Origin of the sequence: Pseudoalteromonas sp. XMcav1-K (genome assembly GCF_044005875.1) — a bacterium.
GTDB classification, from domain to species: domain Bacteria; phylum Pseudomonadota; class Gammaproteobacteria; order Enterobacterales; family Alteromonadaceae; genus Pseudoalteromonas; species Pseudoalteromonas spongiae.
Map to the genome: position 1 here is coordinate 73,151 of NZ_JBIPJE010000038.1, position 17,278 is coordinate 90,428.

Below are 17,278 nucleotides of genomic sequence, written 5' to 3' on the forward strand. Positions count from 1 at the left end.
GCAATAGCGCGTTTGATAGATAACATATTAAATAATAACAAATATGAAGAATTTATTGGCTCGAATCCCGTGGTTTAACAAGAATAATGGTGGCTCACTATTAGCTGGCATCTATATTGCGAGCGATAAAATTGTGTCTGTTATTCTTTATTGCGTTTCGGATGGTTTCGAAATTAAGCATACCGTGGTTGAAGCGTTTCAAAGTGAAACGGAAAAACTACCAGCATTTAATCGGGTGTTATCGAAACTTCCCGCGGGTGCACAAGCGTGTTTAGTCATGCCCGAAAGTGCATATCAATGGGTGCAAATTGATAAGCCTAATTTACCAGAGCAAGATATCGTGACATCGTTACCTTGGACGATTAAAGAATTAGTAAGCATAGAACCTTCCGATATTATCGCTGATTATTACGATGCATCGTTAAAACAAGGTGGGCAAAATAAGATTAATGTGGTGGTAACAAGTCGCACCTTGTTAATGCCAATGCTTAAATTAATTACCGATAGCGATATAGACCTACACACTATTACTACCCAAGAGATGATGTTTTGCGATTTAGTGACGCAAGACAACGCTGCGCATATGTTGGTTTCACAGCAATTTGGCAACGAGCCAAGCATTCATATTATTCGTGATGGCGAGCTTTTGTTATCGCGTAAGCTACGTGGCTTAATCCCGCTGGCTGAGCAACCGTTAAATCAATTAAAACTTGGGTTACTTGATTCACTAGGATTGGAATTACAGCGTTCACTGGATTATTTTGAAAGCCAGCTAAAACAACCTCCAATTAAAAGTTTGCAGTTGGCCATTCCAAATTTTGAAATTAACGGCATAGCGCAAGAATTGAGTCAGTTTTTTCCAGCAAAAGTACTTGCGTTTGAACCACGCTTAGCGCTTTGTTTACAGCAAAACACTGAAGTGCAGCTAGCGATTGCGGCAGCATTATCACAGGACTTGCGAGGTGATAATGAAGACTCGCATTAACTTATATTTAGATGAGCTAAAACCGAAGCGTGAATTTTTTTCGCTTAATAATATTGTGATGTGTTGGGGCGCTCTCATTATTGTGCTGGTGCTTGTTAGTGTATTATTTGCGCGTTTTGAACATACATCGAAACAACAGCTGTTATCGCTACAAAGCAAGTTAGACCGCACAAAAGCTGAGCTAACCCAAGTGCAACGAGAATTAGAACGAAAACAAGATAAATCGCCAGTATTGCGCCGTATTGATAAGAAAAAGCACGACATGCTTGAAATGCAAAAGTTATTACAATTTATGCAAGCGAAATCAACGCAAGCTGAATTTGACTATGCACAAGTGATGGTTGATTTAGCCAGTAATACGCACAACGAAATATGGCTTAAATCGTTCCATTTTGTTGGTAACGATATTCAATTAGTTGGCGAAGCGACGCATGGCTCGGCTATTCCTGAATGGCTAAATGGTCTGAAGCGGTCAGAATATTTTGAGGCAAAAACTTTCTCTTTGCTTGAATTTGATAAGCAGGAAACCGGTGTTGAGTTTCAAATTGCTACCCAATATAGCGGCCAAGGAGTGCAATAATGAAGGATACTTGGCAGCAGTGGTCAGAAAAACTCAGCACGCTAGAGCAACGTGAAAAGTTACTGGTATTTTCAGTTGGCTTGTTTTTGATTGGCTACTTAACCATTTGGTTTGTAATTTCGCCGCTGCAAACTGCATATTCAAACAATCAGCAGCGAATTACTAATTTAACTAATCAACAGCAAAACAGCGAGCGACAATTAGTGGTGCTGAAAGATGCGCTGAGCAAAAGTTATGTGCAAGAGTTATTGCAACAAGAGCAATCTCTTGAAAGTGAATTGCAGCAAATTAATCAGCAACTGGCTGATTTTAGCCTTACCTACATCTCGCCTGAAGATATGGCATTAGTATTGCAAAAAATTCTGCGTAAGCATAAAAATATTCAACTTTCGCGTTTTAAAATAAACCCAGTTGAAGCTATTTATGTCACTTCAAGCACTTCTGCTACGGCACAAGACCCTCAGGGGGAAGAATTTCTAGCGCCGAGGGAAGTCGCGTTTTATCAACACACTATGCTGATAGAGCTAGAGGGTGAATATTTCGCGCTATTAAGTTATTTAAAACAAATTAAGAAGATTGAAGAAAAGTTATTTATTCAAGAATTTGATTACCAAGTGGATGAGTATCCAACAGGTAAATTGACATTAACCATTGCTACTGTAAGTGCGAATGATAAATTTATTGCGTTATAACCTTATTTTAATCTGTATGTGTTGTGGCTTTTCGCTGTCGGCAAAAAGCCTGCAAGATCCAACACGACCAAAAACACTCGAAGCGAGCAGTGTGGTTGCTAACAGTACACAAGCAGATAACGCCCTGGTGCTGCAATCGGTGTTTGTAAAAGATTCAGGCAACCTTGCAGTTATTGCTGGGAAAATGGTAAGAATTGGCGACCAAGTTCAAGGACATAAAGTTATAAGAATAACGCCGGACTCGGTGACACTAGAGCAAGGTCAAACTAACAAGGTATTGAGACTTTATCAGCATGAAATTAAAAAATAACATTCTAAAAAGTTGGCTGGCAGTTTCAGCGTTATTGGTGTCTGGTTGTGAGCTTACGTCAGAGCCAACATTAAAGCCGCATATTCAACAAGAACTCAATGCGAAACCGCAAAGTATTGCAAATGAGCAAAGCTCGACCGAGCAAGCTCCAGAAGGTTTTGAAGATGAATTACTGGCCTCCGTAGGAACCAGCGTTTCATTACCGAAAGAGTTTGAAATGACACGTTTTGATGTAAATGCCAATAAAGTGTCTATTAATGAATTCTTCGCGGGATTGGTTGCTGATACGCCGTATAGTGTTGCTTTACACCCTGAGGTGGAAGGTGAAATTTCACTTACTTTAAAAGATGTCACTATGGATGAAGTGACAAAAATTGTATCGCGTTTATACGGCATTGATGTATTTCGCGAAGGCAAAGTAGTGCAAGTATTACCCGCGAAAATGCGTACCGAATCGATTCCAGTAAACTATTTAATGATGAAGCGCAGTGGTTTATCTACGGTAAGCGTTGTTGCTGGTGGCGTGAGCCAGTTTGATCAAGGCGGCTCGGGCGGTAATGGTAATTCAGGCAACAATAATTCGAGCAATAACCAAAATATGGGTGGCAATAACACCTTTGGTGGCGGCTCTAATATGCAAATTAATGGTGCTAGCATTCAAACCAGCAGTGAAACTGATTTTTGGAAAGATTTGAAGTTGGCGATGGAGTCCTTAATCGGTAAAGGAAGTGGCCGTTTTATTATTGTTAGCCCACAAGCAAGCTTAGTGACTGTTAACGCGTTACCAAGTGAAATTGCAGCGCTAAAAGAATTTTTAAAAGCCAGTGAAGACAGCTTACAGCGCCAAGTTGTGCTTGAAGCTAAAATTATTGAAGTAACCTTAAACGATGAATATCAGCAAGGGGTTAATTGGACCGAAGTGTTAGGCCATATTGGCTCAACTGATTTAACTTTCTCGACCACTGCCGCGGCGCAAGTTGGCAATACTATTTCATCTCAATTAGGTGGTGTGACTAACTTAGTATTTAAAAATGCTGATTTCAGCGGTGTGATTAACTTGCTTGAGACGCAGGGCGACGTGCAAATGCTTTCTAACCCACGTGTAACTGCAACAAATAATCAAAAAGCAGTGATTAAAGTGGGTGAAGATGAGTATTTTGTTACAGAAGTGTCGAGCACTACGGTAACGGGCAATGCGACAACCACGTCACCAGAAATTGAACTAACGCCGTTTTTCTCCGGTATCGCGCTTGATGTTACACCGCAAATAGATGAGTTTGGCTCGGTTATTTTACATGTTCACCCGTCGGTGACCGAAACTGAAGAGCAAAACAAAGTCGTGACACTAAACGACCAAGACTATGTTTTACCGCTTGCGCAAAGTAACATTCGTGAATCCGATACCGTGATCCGCGCAGGCAGTGGCGAAATTGTGATTATTGGTGGTTTAATGCAAACTTTAACTACAGATCAAGAATCGAAAACGCCAGTTTTAGGTGATATGCCTATTTTAGGAAACCTATTTAAAAGCGTGCGTCGTGTGCAAAACAAAAAAGAGCTTGTCATTCTTATTCGCCCAACGGTGGTGATGGCAGACACTTGGCAACAACAGCAACAGCGCAGCCTTAAATTGTTGAATTCTTGGTACGGTAAGTAATGTATCTATCGCACTTCGGTTTGACCGAGTTACCGTTTTCGCTAACGCCAAATACGCAGTTTTATTGCGCGTTAGCACCCCATAATGAAGCCATGGATGTATTGATTACCGCACTCAATATGCGTGAAGGCTTTATTAAAGTTACGGGTGAAGTCGGTACCGGAAAAACATTGTTATGTCGAAAGTTACTCAACAGCTTTGATGATTCAACCATAGTCGCGTATATCGCTAATTCGTATTTAAGTCCTGATGAGTTGCGTTATGCAATTGCCAACGAATTACAAATTGATATTAGTAGCGATTTAGATCAGCAATCACTTAGCCAAAAAATCCAAGACCAGCTACTAGCATTAAATCATCAAGGCAAACGCGTTGTTTTAATTATTGATGAAGCTCAGTGTTTAAGTTGGGATTCGTTGGAAGCAGTGCGCTTATTTACTAATTTAGAAACCGAAACACGTAAGTTAATTCAGGTTGTGTTATTTGGCCAGCCAGAGCTCGATAGCCGCTTAGCGAATCAAAAAGTGCGTCAGTTAAGGCAGCGAATTAGTTTTTCATACACTTTACGCCCTATGACTAATGCTGAAGTGGCTTATTACATTCGTCATCGCTTAGAAGTTGCTGGAGTTGAGCAGCCCAAAGAGCTTTTTTCCAATAAGGTGTGTTTGCTTATTGCAAAAGCGAGTCGTGGTATTCCGCGTTTAGTTAATTTGTTAAGTCATAAAGTGCTTATTCAAGGCTATGGTGAAGGTATTCAAAAAGCCAAAGTTGCTTATGTGTATAGCGCCGCGCAAGATACAGAAGATTGCCGCTTAAGTCGCTCACGTATTTGGCCAATGTACTTAGCTTTGTTGTTAGTAATCGGTACGGCGACATGGTTAATAGTTAAGGAACAACTATGAGTGTACTGAATAAAACGCTCAAGGGGTTAGAGCAAAGGCAAACGGAAGCTGCACCGAGCGCAGAGCGAGAACAAACAGTAAACGTAACGCCAATTTCAGATATTGGAGAAAAACTGCATAAGTTAGCAATTCCAGTATTAGCTGTGATGGCATTATCGCTCGTTGCTTATGTAGTTTATAAAAAAGATCTGGTTCAGCATTTTTTTGTAAAATCGCCAAACGCTGCTGAAAATGTTCCTGTGGCTACTGCTAATAACGACAAACCAGCTGTAAGTGAGCCAACAAGCGAAACGCCAAATCGCATGCTTGAACAGGAAAATGAACAAGCAAATCAACAAAGAAATGAGCAAGTAGCTGAGCAATCTAAATCGCTAACAGCTCAATCATTACCGCAAGCAGAGCAAGTAACGCAAACTATCGAGATGGATAATGATACAACTGCCACACAAGCTCCCCGCGTAGCGTCACAAAAAGTGGTGCCTTCTGAAGAGGAAACGCCACTCGTTCAGCTTGTAGAACGCGAAAAAGCGCGACCAACTGAACGTCAGGCGACGATGAAGCAAGTTACTAAGATAACAGCAACGCAACAGGCAAATGAGCATTTTCAAGCCGGAAAAAAAGCCTTCACGTTTGGTTTGGTAGGTGAGGCAATTGCTGCGTTAGAGCAATGTATTGCGGTGCTAAATGAACATATTGAGTGTCGTAGCTTATTGGCCGCAGCGTTTTATGGCCGCCAAGAAACCGTGAAAGCCAGTAATGTACTTGAGCAAGGTTTAAGTTTAAAACCCGACAGTATGGAGTGGCGAACTCTGCTGGCGCGCATTTACGCGGATAACAAACAATATAACGAAGTACTGAGTGTATTGCCGCAGCGCTATGAAAGCCAAGGTGATAAAGATTTTTGGATATTAAAAGGCTTAGCTGCACAGCAATTAAAGCAACACGAAGTGGCTTTACGCAGTTTTAAAAAATTAACACTATCACAGCCTGAGCAAGGTAAGTGGTGGTTAGCAATGGCGCGCTCTGCTGAATTTCTACAACAGTGGCAAAATGCGATGCAATATTACACAACAGCGACGCAAATTGGCAATTTGTCGCCTGCATCACAGCGTTATGCCGTTGAGCGTTTACAGTTTATAAGAGGTCGACTCGATGCGTCCTAGGTTAAAAATGCGATTGGGTGATTTGTTGGTTCATGAACATATCATCTCGGAACAACAACTCAACGATGCGCTTCAAGCGCAAAAAATAACTGGGCGAAAGCTCGGTGCTACATTGATTGAGCAGCAAGTGATTGAAGAAACTCAATTACTACGCTTTTTAGCGCAGCAACTTAATGTTGCGTTTGTAAACTTAGACAATGAAAAGCTCGATCCAAAGGTGGTTAAGCTGATCCCTGAGGTTTACGCTCGTCGTTTTAGAGCGCTGGCATTAGCAGACCTTGGTGAGTCGATTCAAATTGCGATGAGTGATCCGGCTGATTTATCGAGTTTAGATCAGCTAGCGCCCATTGTTGCGCCAAAGCAAATTGAAATCGTTGTTGCACAAGAGAAGCAAATTCTTAATGCGTTCGATAATTTATATCGCCGCACGCAAGACATTGAAAGCTTTGCATCTCAGCTGCAAGAAGAGTATCAAGAAACCGAAGAGTTTGAACTTAACGCGCTAGACGAAAACACCTCAGATGCCACGGTTGTAAAATTACTGCAGTCGATTTTTGAAGATGCAGTGCAAATGCGTGCGTCGGATATTCATATTGAACCTGATGAAGGCATTTTACGCATTCGTCAGCGTATAGATGGAATTTTGCATGAAAACACCCTTGATCAAGTAGCTATTTCAGCGGCGTTGGTACTGCGCCTTAAGTTAATGTCGGGTCTTGATATTTCAGAGAAACGTTTACCGCAAGATGGTCGTTTTAATATCACCATCAAAGGTCACAATATTGATGTGCGTGTTTCAACCATGCCGGTACAACATGGTGAGTCAGTGGTAATGCGTTTGCTCGATCAGTCGGCGGGTCTATTAACGTTAGATGAAACCGGTATGCCTTTAAAAGTGCTCAATAAAATGCGTACTGCGCTAAAGCGACCGCACGGCATGATTTTGGTTACAGGGCCAACGGGTTCGGGTAAAACCACAACACTTTACGGTGCATTAAGTGAGTTAAACCAATCGAGCAAAAAAATTATTACTGTTGAAGACCCCGTGGAGTATCGTTTACCTCGTATTAACCAGGTTCAGGTAAATAGCAAAATTGGGTTAAGTTTTGCATCTGTATTACGTACTACACTTCGTCAAGACCCTGATATTTTGATGGTCGGTGAGATGCGAGATCAAGAAACAGTTGAAATTGGTTTGCGCGGTGCGTTAACCGGTCACTTAGTTTTATCAACATTGCATACCAATGATGCGATTACCAGCGCCATGCGTTTAATTGATATGGGAGCGCCAAGCTATTTGGTAGCAAGCTCTTTACGCGCAATTTTAGCGCAGCGCTTAGTGCGTCGTGTATGTGATAAATGTGCGAGCGATTATACGCCTGATGCACAAGAACTTGCTTGGATAAATCATATTAATCCTCGCTTTAGCGGTGCTCAGTTTAAGTTAGGCAAAGGTTGCAACAGTTGCAATCAGACCGGTTATCGTGGCCGGATAGGTGTGTTCGAATTACTAGAAATGAACGAGCCTATGATGGATGCACTACGTTTAGCTGATACACAAGCGTTCTCAGAAGCGGCGCGCGCAAACCCTGAGTTTGAACCTTTATCAGTGATGGCATTGGATTACGCAAGCCAAGGTATTACCTCACTTGAAGAGGTGTTTAGAGTGGCTGAAAGTTTGCCTGAGTTAGTAGGTTAAGCCGATGCCGTTTTTTGCCTATCAAGCAAAAGATAAACAGGGCAAACCGGTTAACGGTGAGCTTGAGGCGCATGATGATAATGCGGCTGCAGATGTACTATTGAGGCGTGGGTTAATACCGCTGTCTATTAAACCTAGCACTGGTGAAAAAGAGGGCGATAACTCGCCGCTAATGGCGCTTTTTCAGCCAAAAGTAACCCTTGATGAGTTGATTGTCTTTTCAAGGCAAATGTACTCGTTAATGAAAGCGGGTATTCCGATTATTCGGGCGATTGTCGGGCTTGCTGAAACCACTACGCACCCTGTTTTTCGTGATGCCTTACTCGATGTTGCAAAGCAACTTGAGCAAGGTCGCAATTTATCCGCGGCATTTGCCAGTCACAAAAAGATATTTAACCGCTTGATGGTATCGATTGTGGTAGTGGGTGAAAGTACGGGTAAGTTAGAAGATGCATTTTTGCAACTTGCGACGTATTTTGAACAAGAGCACGAAACTCGCAAACGTATTAAAGCAGCAATGCGTTATCCAACGTTTGTGATTATTGCATTGGCAATCGCAATGTTTATTCTAAATATTTTCGTTATTCCAACATTTGCTGAGATGTTTGCAAAATTTAATGCCGAGCTGCCATTAATGACACGAATTTTAATTGGCACATCTAACTTTTTTGTTACGTATTGGCATCTACTTTTACTTTGTATTTTAGGAACTTTCATTGGCGTTAGAGGTTACCTGAAAACACCTGTTGGCAGGCTAAAATGGGATAGAATAAAACTAAAAATTCCAATTGTTGGCAGCATTATTGAGCGCTCGTTATTGGCTCGCTATAGTCGTTCGTTCGCCATGATCTTACGCGCAGGTGTACCTATGACGACCGGGCTATCATTGGTGGCCGAAGCGATTGATAACGCCTTTATGGAAGAGAAAGTAATCGATATGCGACGCAGTATTGAAAAAGGTGAAAGCTTACTGCGTGCATCGAAAAATAGCGAACTGTTTACTCAATTAGTATTGCAAATGGTGGCCGTAGGCGAAGAAACCGGGCGAGTCGAGGAGTTACTGCAAGAAGCGGCTGAATTTTACGAGCGTGAAGTGGATTTTGATTTAAAGAGTTTAACCGCCAAAATCGAACCAATTCTAATTTCGATTGTAGCGGGTATGGTGCTTGTTTTAGCCTTGGGTATCTTTACGCCAATGTGGGATATGATGTCGGCAATTAAAGGACGATAAATGTGGCAAATACTCACGAATCCAGTACTGGGTTATATCGTTTTATAATCATATTGATTATTTTTTGCCTGCTTTACTGGGTGTTGGCAGGAAAAATGCTAGGCTTATATGATGAAGTAGAACAGGTGGTTGCAAAAAAATCAAAAGATGAGTTTGTAACTAGCATTAATCACATTAGGCATCAATGGATGCGTGATAAGCAAAGCGAAGTTGAAATGTCGTTAGTTGGGCAGTCAACGCTAACTAGTGAAGGCTTGTTAAAAGCACGTGTTAACCGCAATGGGTTTGTAACCCACGTAGTTACATCATCCAAAGCACAATGTGATGGTTTGTTTGAAAATTTACAGTCGATTGCGTTATCTGATGTTAACAGTGTTGAAATATTAGATCATGGTCAAATAATTGGCTGTAAATACTATAAAAATTCAGTTTTACTATTTAAGTACATGTTCTTAAATGGCATAGTGAGCAATAGTTAGAGCATAAATGTTAACTTTGGTTACAATTAAGTCGTCGAGGCGTCAAATGAAGAAAAATCGAGCAAAGAATACAGGCTTCACATTAATCGAGATGATTATTGTGGTAATAATTTTAGGCTTACTCGCTGTTACGGCATTGCCGCGCTTTATTGATATTCAGGAAGAGGCGGAACGCTCAACGGTTGAAGGCGTAGCAGGTGGTTTAGCCGCGGCGGTTGGTCTAGTGCGAGCGCAATGGGAAGTGTTAGGCCGCCCTGATAATAATACGGCTACCAACTTTATTGATTATGATACAACGCGAGTTGGTATTGACCCTGATATTGGTTACCCAACGTCAGGCTTAGACGCTGCAAATAACGAAGTTGCAGGGTCAACTGAAACAACAGCGCTAAATACTGCAAAGTGTCAAGCAGTGTTTAACTCTGTACTGCAAAGTGCACCTTCTAATACGACATCAGCGGCAGCAGCGACAGTGGAAGAAAATACGTACTTAATTCGATTTGTTAATAACGGCTCTGTGGATGGTGCAAGCGATACGTGTTTGTATTATTTAGTAAGCTCGTTAGATTTAACAGCGATTCCTGGAAATGCGTTAGACGCTAACTTTCGTGGTATTGAATACTCACCTGCAACTGGCGTAGTGCGAGTTTTTGGTAACTAATTTAGGCTTTAAAGAGGTAAAAGATATGAAAAAGCAAACAGGTTTTACACTAGTAGAGTTAATTATTGTAATTGTAATTTTAGGTATTTTGGCAGTAACTGCTGCACCTAAATTTTTAGATTTACAAGGCGATGCTAATGCTTCGACTATTCAAGGTGTTGCAGGTGCTGTTGATAGTGCAAGTTCGATTGTTTATGGTAAAGCAGTAATTGCGGGATTACAGAAAACTGCAAGTGGTGCATCGAACGAGATTGATGATGGCAACGGTAATACTATCGCCTTAAACTACGGCTATCCAACGGCTACTGCAACAGGTTTGCCAGTAGCATTAGATATTAATGTAGATTCAACGAGTCCTTACAATGGTGCAGATTTTAACTTTGTAGCGATCTCTGGGACGCCAAACACTGCGTATATATTTGCAAATGGAAGCGTTACGCCAACCGGTTCAAATGATACAGAAATTTGCGCTGTAAAATACACAGAAGCTTCAGCAACTACAGCCACACCTCCCGTGTACTCTGCTGCAAACACAGAAGTTTTTACTGCTGGTTGTTAAAAAATCTAAATGAAACAACAAGGTTTTAGTCTTGTCGAGCTAATAATAACCTTGGTAATTTTAGGCACCTTGGCAGTAACCGTGGTGCCTAAATTTTTTACAAACGAAAGTTTTGATAGCTTTGAGTTCCGCGACAGAACTCTTACTATATTGCGCACTATGCAACTTCGCGCAATGCAAAATACTAATAATACCTTATCCCACAAAGTGTGTTTTAGTAGCGCTCAAATCGCACCCGCAATGACCAATAATTGCGCCAACTTAGCTATCGACTTTGCATATCTTGTTGTCAATATTCCAGCTAGTAGCACAGCAACACGTATCCAAACCCTTGATTCAAATAGTGCCAGTTTTAGTGAGCTAGAGTTTGATGATTTTGGCAGACCAAATTTAAATTGCGCGGCAAATTGCAAAATTGATTTTGGTGAGGCGGATATTTGCATTTCTGCACAAGGTGGCATTTATGCATGTGAATAGGCTTAAGGGCTTTACCTTAATTGAAGTGATTTTTGGCATAGTGTTAATGGCGATTGTGCTTACCATAGTAACAGGCCTGTTAGCACCACAGGCAAAGCAAAGTGCCGACCCCGTGATTCAAGTTAAAGCCAATGAACTAGGTCAGGCGATGATGAACGAGATTTTAGGGCGTTCATTTGACGAGCAATCACGACGCAGCCCACCCTATACACAATGCGGTATAGCCCCCAATTTATGTACACCGCCAGCTAATTTAGGCAATGATGGTGGTGAAACGCGCGCAGAGTTTAATGATGTAGATGACTTTATTGGTAATTATTCAACCGCTGCTATACAAAATAGCTTAGGTGAATCGATTTCAAATCTTTATCCAGGCTTTAGTCTGTCAGTTACTGTGGTTTACGATGATGATGCCAATGGTGAAGCAGATACATCTGGTGATTTTAATACCCTAAAACTAATAACTGTAACGGTGACAGCGCCAACAGGCGATGTATATGGTTTTTCTGCCTACAAAGGTAACTACTAATGAACCGCGCTAAACGAAAAGGTTTTAGCTTGGTCGAGCTGATAATTGTGATTGTGATTATTGGTATTGTAAGCATTAGTACGATGCAGTTTATAAAGTTTGGCGCACAGATTTATGCAACGGGTACAGAGCGAGATGAAGTGGTAGCACAAGCACGTTTTGCCTTATTGCGGTTAAGTAAAGAGTTACGCCAAGCAACGCCTAATTCGATTCGAGTTCAAGCCGGTAATATTTCAGGTCAAGCGTTTCAATGTATAGAGTTTACCCCGTTTAAAGCCAGCAGTATTTATGTCAACAACCCACCGCTTGATACTTCAAGTGCAGGTGATTTAATTGTTATTGCGTTTAATAATGAAGATAAAGCGTTTGAAAATGATCGTGTTACCTTGTATCCACAAAGCCCTGCTGATATTTATGATTTGAGTAATAACCGCGTTCGCTTACTATCGGCAGATCCCGTTGAAGAAGAGACAAATAAAACACAGCGTTGGTCATTTGATAATGGTTTTGCAGTTGCTTCACCAACGCAGCGATTGTTCGTATTGAATAACAGCCCAATTAGCTTTTGTGTTGAAGGTGATAGTTTATATTATTATCAAGGTTATGATTTTGAAGTGAATCAGCCAACGCCTTCGCTTTTGCATGTGCTTGATGGAGTGAAAGGTCAGTTTTTAGCAAAATACATTTCAGATCATTTAGCTTTTGAGTTTAATGACGCAAGTTTAACGCGAAATGCTATTGTTAATATAAGGCTGGCGATGGGATTTAATAGTTCTGAATCCTTGGTATTTAACCATGAAGTGCATATTCCAAACGTGCCCTAGAGAAATGTATGACGTTAAGGTTTAAACAGCAAGGCAGTTTATTAATTACATCGTTATTTGTTGCTATTGTATTGTTGGCACTCGGATTAGCGCTGACACGTGTTATTGAAGGGGGCGCGCAATCAAATGCGGTAGAGTACTATGGCTCTAAAGCGTTTTTGTCAGCGCAAAGTGGTGTTGAATGGAAACTCACACAGTTGTTTCCGCTGAATGCGCCAAACGGCGTATGTAATGCTGATGTGCCGCCAAACCATTTTAGTGCAACTAAGTATATGGAAAATTGCCAATTTGTAGAGCTGTCATGTAGCTCGGTGAATAATGTGGCGGATGCAAATTCTCCAACCTCTACGGTGACTGTGTATCGGATAACCAGTACAGTAAGTTGTGATTCTGGCCAGTGGACAACACAGAGAAGTCTCAATGTTGAAGCAAAAACACTTAACTAGCTTTTTCTACCTAATGCTGTTGCTTCCTAATTTAGTTTGGGCAAATTTGCCTGCCTGTGAAGACGTATTTCCTTCAGGAATTGCGACGTTTAATAACGGCAGTGCAATTATTTTAAATAACGCAGAAATTAGTGGCCAAGCTAATAGTGTAATTGTTACGACCAGTCTGGTAGATAATAACCCTGATGCGTGTGGTTCAAAGTGTATCGCTTCGGGAACGAATGCTGAAACCATTCAAGAGCCAAGTTTATTAAACCCTAAAACCAGTATTCCAAATAATGGCAAACTTTCAGGTGATTATTTGTTTACTGGTTCTTTATCACTTAACCGTCCAAACTTACGTGTTACCGGGCCAACACGCATAGTTGTAAGAGGATCTTTATCTATTTTTAGTGATATTGATGTGCCACGCCCGGACGATTTAATTATTTACGTAGCTGGCAGTGTTTCAACAGCCAGCAATGTTGAGTTTGGCGGATTTGTTTATTCACAAAGCCAAATAGATCTTGCATTTGGTGTTGAATTCGAAGGTGCGCTTACATCAGGCGCGTCGGTTAGTGTAGGCAACAGTGCCGAAGTAAGCTACGTAGCGCCAAGTATATTAAATAATTTTACGGGTATTTGTGGTGCGACGACGGTTGACCCAAATGCCTCACCTATCGCGGAGTTTCGTTTTGATGAATTTTCATGGTTAAGCGGCGTAAATAACCAAGTAATAGAATCAATTAACAGTGAACATGGCACGCCTTTTAATATTCAACCCGCTGAAGGAAAAATTTGTAATGCTGCATTCTTTGATGACGGTATTAGCAATGGGCGAATTGATATTGATGAGGACTTACTCAGTGGCAGAGAATTTACGATTTCGGCGTGGGTTAAAAGTAGTTTTTCGGGTAGCCAAGTACTAATTTCAGGGGCGCGTAATAATAATAATGCTAATGAATTAATTTGGTGGCACCCAAGCAGCACATTATTTGAGCCTTGGATAAAACAAGATCGCGCCTCTCGCATTAGCATTCCAAACTTTTCAGATAATGTTTGGCGACATTTTGTTTGGCGTCGTGACGGTTCAACGTCGTGCTTCTTTGTTAATGGGCAACAACAAGGCTGTGTATCAAATCACGATAGTGGTTCATTAAACATTAACTACCTAATGTTAGGACAAGAACAAGATAATTTAGGTGGCGGGTTTGATGCTAGTCAGCGCTTTCGAGGCTTAGTTGATGAATTACTTATTTTTGATAAAGCGATTGGTGATACACAAATTCAAACCATCTATCAAAATCAAAATCTAGGCTTAGGCTGGGATGGAGCTGCACGCGAACAATATTGCGATGCCAACGGTTGGTGGCAACTTGATGGTGATTTTTTAGATGCCAATTTAAATGATCCTCATGATTTAAGTCCGTCGGGAAGTCCCACATTTTCAATAAGCTCACCTGGCCCGGCAAACACCATAGGCAGCCAAAGTACATGTGAATACGCAGAATTTGATGGAACCAACTATGCATCAGTTGATGACAGTGGTGATTTTAATTATCAAGAACTAACCGTAAGTACGTGGGTTTTCCCCACCGAAAATCGCGGTGGCCTACGAAGTTTAGTATCTAAAGATGAGCATTTTGAATTTCACTTAGACTCAAGTAATCGATTGTTTTGGTGGTGGCAAAATGCATCTAGGCAATCTCGTTCATTTACCAGCTCAAGAACTATACCGCTTAACCAATGGACCCATGTCGCCGTTGTTTACAGATCTGGTTCGCAAATTATGTACATTAATGGAATTGCCGATGCCTCGCGTAGTTACAGCGACGGGTTAGCTGATTCACCGTGTAAGTTTTTTATTGGCGTTGATGTAGGCACGAATACTTCAACGCAGTGTGGCGGTATTCGCAGCGATCGTTATTTTAAAGGTAAGCTTGATGAAGTAAGAATTTATTCACGTGCGTTACAACAGTCTGAAATTTTAAGTGATATGAATACGGTACGCACGTGTGACAATGCGCCGAGTGTTGACCATTATCGCCTTACGCTAAGTGATAATACAGGGTTAACATGCGAAGCTGAAACCATGATAATTGAGGCATGTGCTGACGATACTTGCAGTAGTTATTATCCAAACCCAGCGACTGTATCGCTTTCCACCTCAGGTGGTGGCGGGTTAAGTTGGTCTCCAAGTAACCCATTTACGGTAAATGGCCGAGCAAATATTAGCTTAAACAATACCCAAGCAAGTACCATTAATTATGCGCTAAACACTAATATAACGAATCCAAGTTCAGGGTTTAGATGTTTTGTCGGTGCAAATGAAGTGTCGCTTGCCAATTGTTATACCCAATTTGTGGAGACGGGATTTAAAATCAGTGCCGTTAGCGATCAAATATCAGGTGTGCCGTACAGCGCTGAATTAATGGCGGTAAGAAAAAACGATAATACAGGTGCGTGTGAAAGCATTTTTAGTGGTGCACAAACAGTTAATTTTACCAATAACTTTGTACAACCAAGTAACCCATCATCGATGGCGTTTACTGTAAATAATACGCCAGTAACAAACAACACACCTGTTACCGTTAATTTTGATCCAACTAATAACTACAAAGCGAATTTGGCGTTAAATTATCTTGATGCCGGTAGAATTAGTTTGTCGGTATTTGCATCAGCACCTAATGGAGCGAATTTAACTGATACCAGTAATAATTATGTGGTGCGTCCTGAAAGATTTAACATCACTGTAACCGGCGATCCGAACGCGTCTGATGCAGAAGACTCTGTATTTAAAATGGCGTCGGAAGATTTCAATATTCAAGTCGAGGCTCACAATGCCAATGGTGCGATAACTCGTAATTTTCGAAGTGCTGATATCACAGGAACAGTCGCGTTAATGCATAACTTGCAGGCGCCGCAAGCGGGTATTGACGGTGTATTATCGCCTAATGCTTTGCCGGCTAATGGTTTTGTCTCGGGTGTCGCGACGATCACTGATGCAAAGTTTAATGAAGTTGGGATCATTGAGCTACTTGCTAACCTTTCAAGCAGTAATTACTTAAACCATAGTGATGGTGGAGCTATCTCTGGCAGTAAAGCCAATGTAGGGCGCTTTATCCCTGCGCAATTTGAAATGACAGAGCAAACACTGACAAGTGCTTGCAATAGTTTTACTTATTACAGCCAGCCGTTTGATGAATTGAGTTACACCATTACAGCGCAAGATCTATTAGGTAACCGCTTATACAATTACACTTATAATGCAACTAGTGCGCTTAACTTTGCTAAAGCGAGCATTGAAAACTTAATTGAAAATGATGATGCTGCAAATTATAAATCGGCAACACTACTTGCGCCGCGTTACAGTTTGAGTGCCGATGATGGTGTCGATTGGCAGCAAGGTTTGTATGTGGTGAATGTAAATAATGCAACGTTAGAGCGTGATAATTCCCCTTCAATTCCGATGACGCAAGTGATGCCATTGGTGCGTTTAACTGATTCGGATGGCAAAGTACTTAACGATTTAAATCAAAATGCAAATCAACTTGCTGGTACAGCCGATAGTCGCGCTATTAACACGAATGTAATTGGCGGTGTTGAAACTATTTCGCCGATGGAAATGCGCTACGGTAGGTTAACACTCAGCAATAACTATGGCAGTGAATATGAACCGCTACAAATTCCGATGAAAGTTGAATATTGGGATGGCACTAACTTTGTAGTTAATACGTCAGATTCTTGTAGCGCATATAACTTTGCTAATTTAGTGATTGAAGATAATCAACCGCTTGAAGATGATTTGAGTGATAGTTTTGCCGCAGGTATCTACAAATCGGGTCGAGAGTTATTTTTGACTCCGCCAATGCCAACCGAACAGCGTACTTATAATGTTGATTACGTAAGCCCAGAAAAGTGGTTACGTTATGATTGGAATAATGATGGAGACTTTAACGACCCTAATGACAATCCAAGTGGTGTTTTACAGTTTGGTCGGTTTAGAGGAAACGATAGGGTGATTTATTGGAGTGAGAATTAAAAGATACACTCTTTTAATTGAAAATTTGCCATTTAAGGTAAGACAAAGCTTGTGTTTTGCATG

17 protein-coding genes are annotated in these 17,278 nt (G+C 41.2%); all 17 read left to right on the forward strand.

Annotated features, from left to right (window positions below):
- Positions 1-43 precede the first annotated feature (43 nt).
- Genes ACHSBP_RS08075 through ACHSBP_RS08155 form a run of 17 tightly spaced genes read left to right on the forward strand, consistent with a single transcriptional unit; the run spans position 44 to position 17,215 of the window.
- Positions 44-985, forward strand: a complete 942-nt coding sequence (locus tag ACHSBP_RS08075; protein WP_010561209.1) for a hypothetical protein — start codon at positions 44-46, stop codon at positions 983-985.
- On the forward strand, positions 969-1,565 hold the full coding sequence (locus ACHSBP_RS08080; RefSeq protein WP_010561208.1) for a PilN domain-containing protein: 597 nt from the start codon (positions 969-971) through the stop codon (positions 1,563-1,565). Before ACHSBP_RS08075 ends, ACHSBP_RS08080 begins: the two co-directional genes overlap by 17 nt.
- Complete coding sequence (locus ACHSBP_RS08085) at positions 1,565-2,257, forward strand: type II secretion system protein M (RefSeq protein ID WP_010561207.1); 693 nt, start codon at positions 1,565-1,567, stop codon at positions 2,255-2,257. Before ACHSBP_RS08080 ends, ACHSBP_RS08085 begins: the two co-directional genes overlap by 1 nt.
- Positions 2,235-2,567: an MSHA biogenesis protein MshK gene (locus ACHSBP_RS08090; RefSeq protein WP_010561206.1), complete on the forward strand. Its 333-nt coding sequence runs from the start codon at positions 2,235-2,237 to the stop codon at positions 2,565-2,567. Before ACHSBP_RS08085 ends, ACHSBP_RS08090 begins: the two co-directional genes overlap by 23 nt.
- Positions 2,551-4,224, forward strand: coding sequence for a pilus (MSHA type) biogenesis protein MshL (mshL, locus tag ACHSBP_RS08095; protein WP_010561205.1), 1,674 nt, complete (start codon positions 2,551-2,553; stop codon positions 4,222-4,224). Before ACHSBP_RS08090 ends, mshL begins: the two co-directional genes overlap by 17 nt.
- Positions 4,224-5,126 carry an ExeA family protein gene (locus ACHSBP_RS08100; RefSeq protein WP_395388505.1) on the forward strand — a complete coding sequence of 301 codons (903 nt, stop codon included), beginning with the start codon at positions 4,224-4,226 and terminating at the stop codon, positions 5,124-5,126. The genes mshL and ACHSBP_RS08100 overlap by 1 nt, the downstream gene beginning before the upstream one ends.
- Positions 5,123-6,289: a tetratricopeptide repeat protein gene (locus tag ACHSBP_RS08105; RefSeq protein ID WP_010561203.1), complete on the forward strand. Its 1,167-nt coding sequence runs from the start codon at positions 5,123-5,125 to the stop codon at positions 6,287-6,289. Before ACHSBP_RS08100 ends, ACHSBP_RS08105 begins: the two co-directional genes overlap by 4 nt.
- The gene (locus tag ACHSBP_RS08110) at positions 6,279-7,988 is read left to right on the forward strand and encodes a GspE/PulE family protein (RefSeq protein WP_010561202.1); all 1,710 of its coding nucleotides are present in this window, start codon (positions 6,279-6,281) and stop codon (positions 7,986-7,988) included. The genes ACHSBP_RS08105 and ACHSBP_RS08110 overlap by 11 nt, the downstream gene beginning before the upstream one ends.
- A 4-nt stretch (positions 7,989-7,992) precedes the next feature.
- The gene (locus tag ACHSBP_RS08115) at positions 7,993-9,219 is read left to right on the forward strand and encodes a type II secretion system F family protein (protein ID WP_010561201.1); all 1,227 of its coding nucleotides are present in this window, start codon (positions 7,993-7,995) and stop codon (positions 9,217-9,219) included.
- Between the two features lie 2 nt (positions 9,220-9,221).
- On the forward strand, positions 9,222-9,698 hold the full coding sequence (locus tag ACHSBP_RS08120) for a hypothetical protein (RefSeq protein WP_148665216.1): 477 nt from the start codon (positions 9,222-9,224) through the stop codon (positions 9,696-9,698).
- Positions 9,699-9,744: 46 nt separating this feature from the next.
- On the forward strand, positions 9,745-10,359 hold the full coding sequence (locus ACHSBP_RS08125) for a Tfp pilus assembly protein FimT/FimU (RefSeq protein ID WP_010561199.1): 615 nt from the start codon (positions 9,745-9,747) through the stop codon (positions 10,357-10,359).
- Between the two features lie 25 nt (positions 10,360-10,384).
- Positions 10,385-10,918 carry a prepilin-type N-terminal cleavage/methylation domain-containing protein gene (locus tag ACHSBP_RS08130; protein WP_021032999.1) on the forward strand — a complete coding sequence of 178 codons (534 nt, stop codon included), beginning with the start codon at positions 10,385-10,387 and terminating at the stop codon, positions 10,916-10,918.
- 9 nt (positions 10,919-10,927) lie between these two features.
- Positions 10,928-11,395, forward strand: a complete 468-nt coding sequence (locus ACHSBP_RS08135) for a type II secretion system protein (protein ID WP_010561197.1) — start codon at positions 10,928-10,930, stop codon at positions 11,393-11,395.
- Positions 11,382-11,924, forward strand: a complete 543-nt coding sequence (locus tag ACHSBP_RS08140; protein ID WP_010561196.1) for a prepilin-type N-terminal cleavage/methylation domain-containing protein — start codon at positions 11,382-11,384, stop codon at positions 11,922-11,924. Before ACHSBP_RS08135 ends, ACHSBP_RS08140 begins: the two co-directional genes overlap by 14 nt.
- Entirely contained in the window at positions 11,924-12,748 is an 825-nt protein-coding gene (locus ACHSBP_RS08145; RefSeq protein ID WP_010561195.1) for a prepilin-type N-terminal cleavage/methylation domain-containing protein, read from the forward strand. The genes ACHSBP_RS08140 and ACHSBP_RS08145 overlap by 1 nt, the downstream gene beginning before the upstream one ends.
- 8 nt (positions 12,749-12,756) lie before the next feature.
- Entirely contained in the window at positions 12,757-13,194 is a 438-nt protein-coding gene (locus tag ACHSBP_RS08150) for a hypothetical protein (RefSeq protein ID WP_010561194.1), read from the forward strand.
- Complete coding sequence (locus ACHSBP_RS08155; protein ID WP_395388508.1) at positions 13,169-17,215, forward strand: DUF6701 domain-containing protein; 4,047 nt, start codon at positions 13,169-13,171, stop codon at positions 17,213-17,215. The genes ACHSBP_RS08150 and ACHSBP_RS08155 overlap by 26 nt, the downstream gene beginning before the upstream one ends.
- The last annotated feature ends 63 nt before the right edge of the window (positions 17,216-17,278 follow it).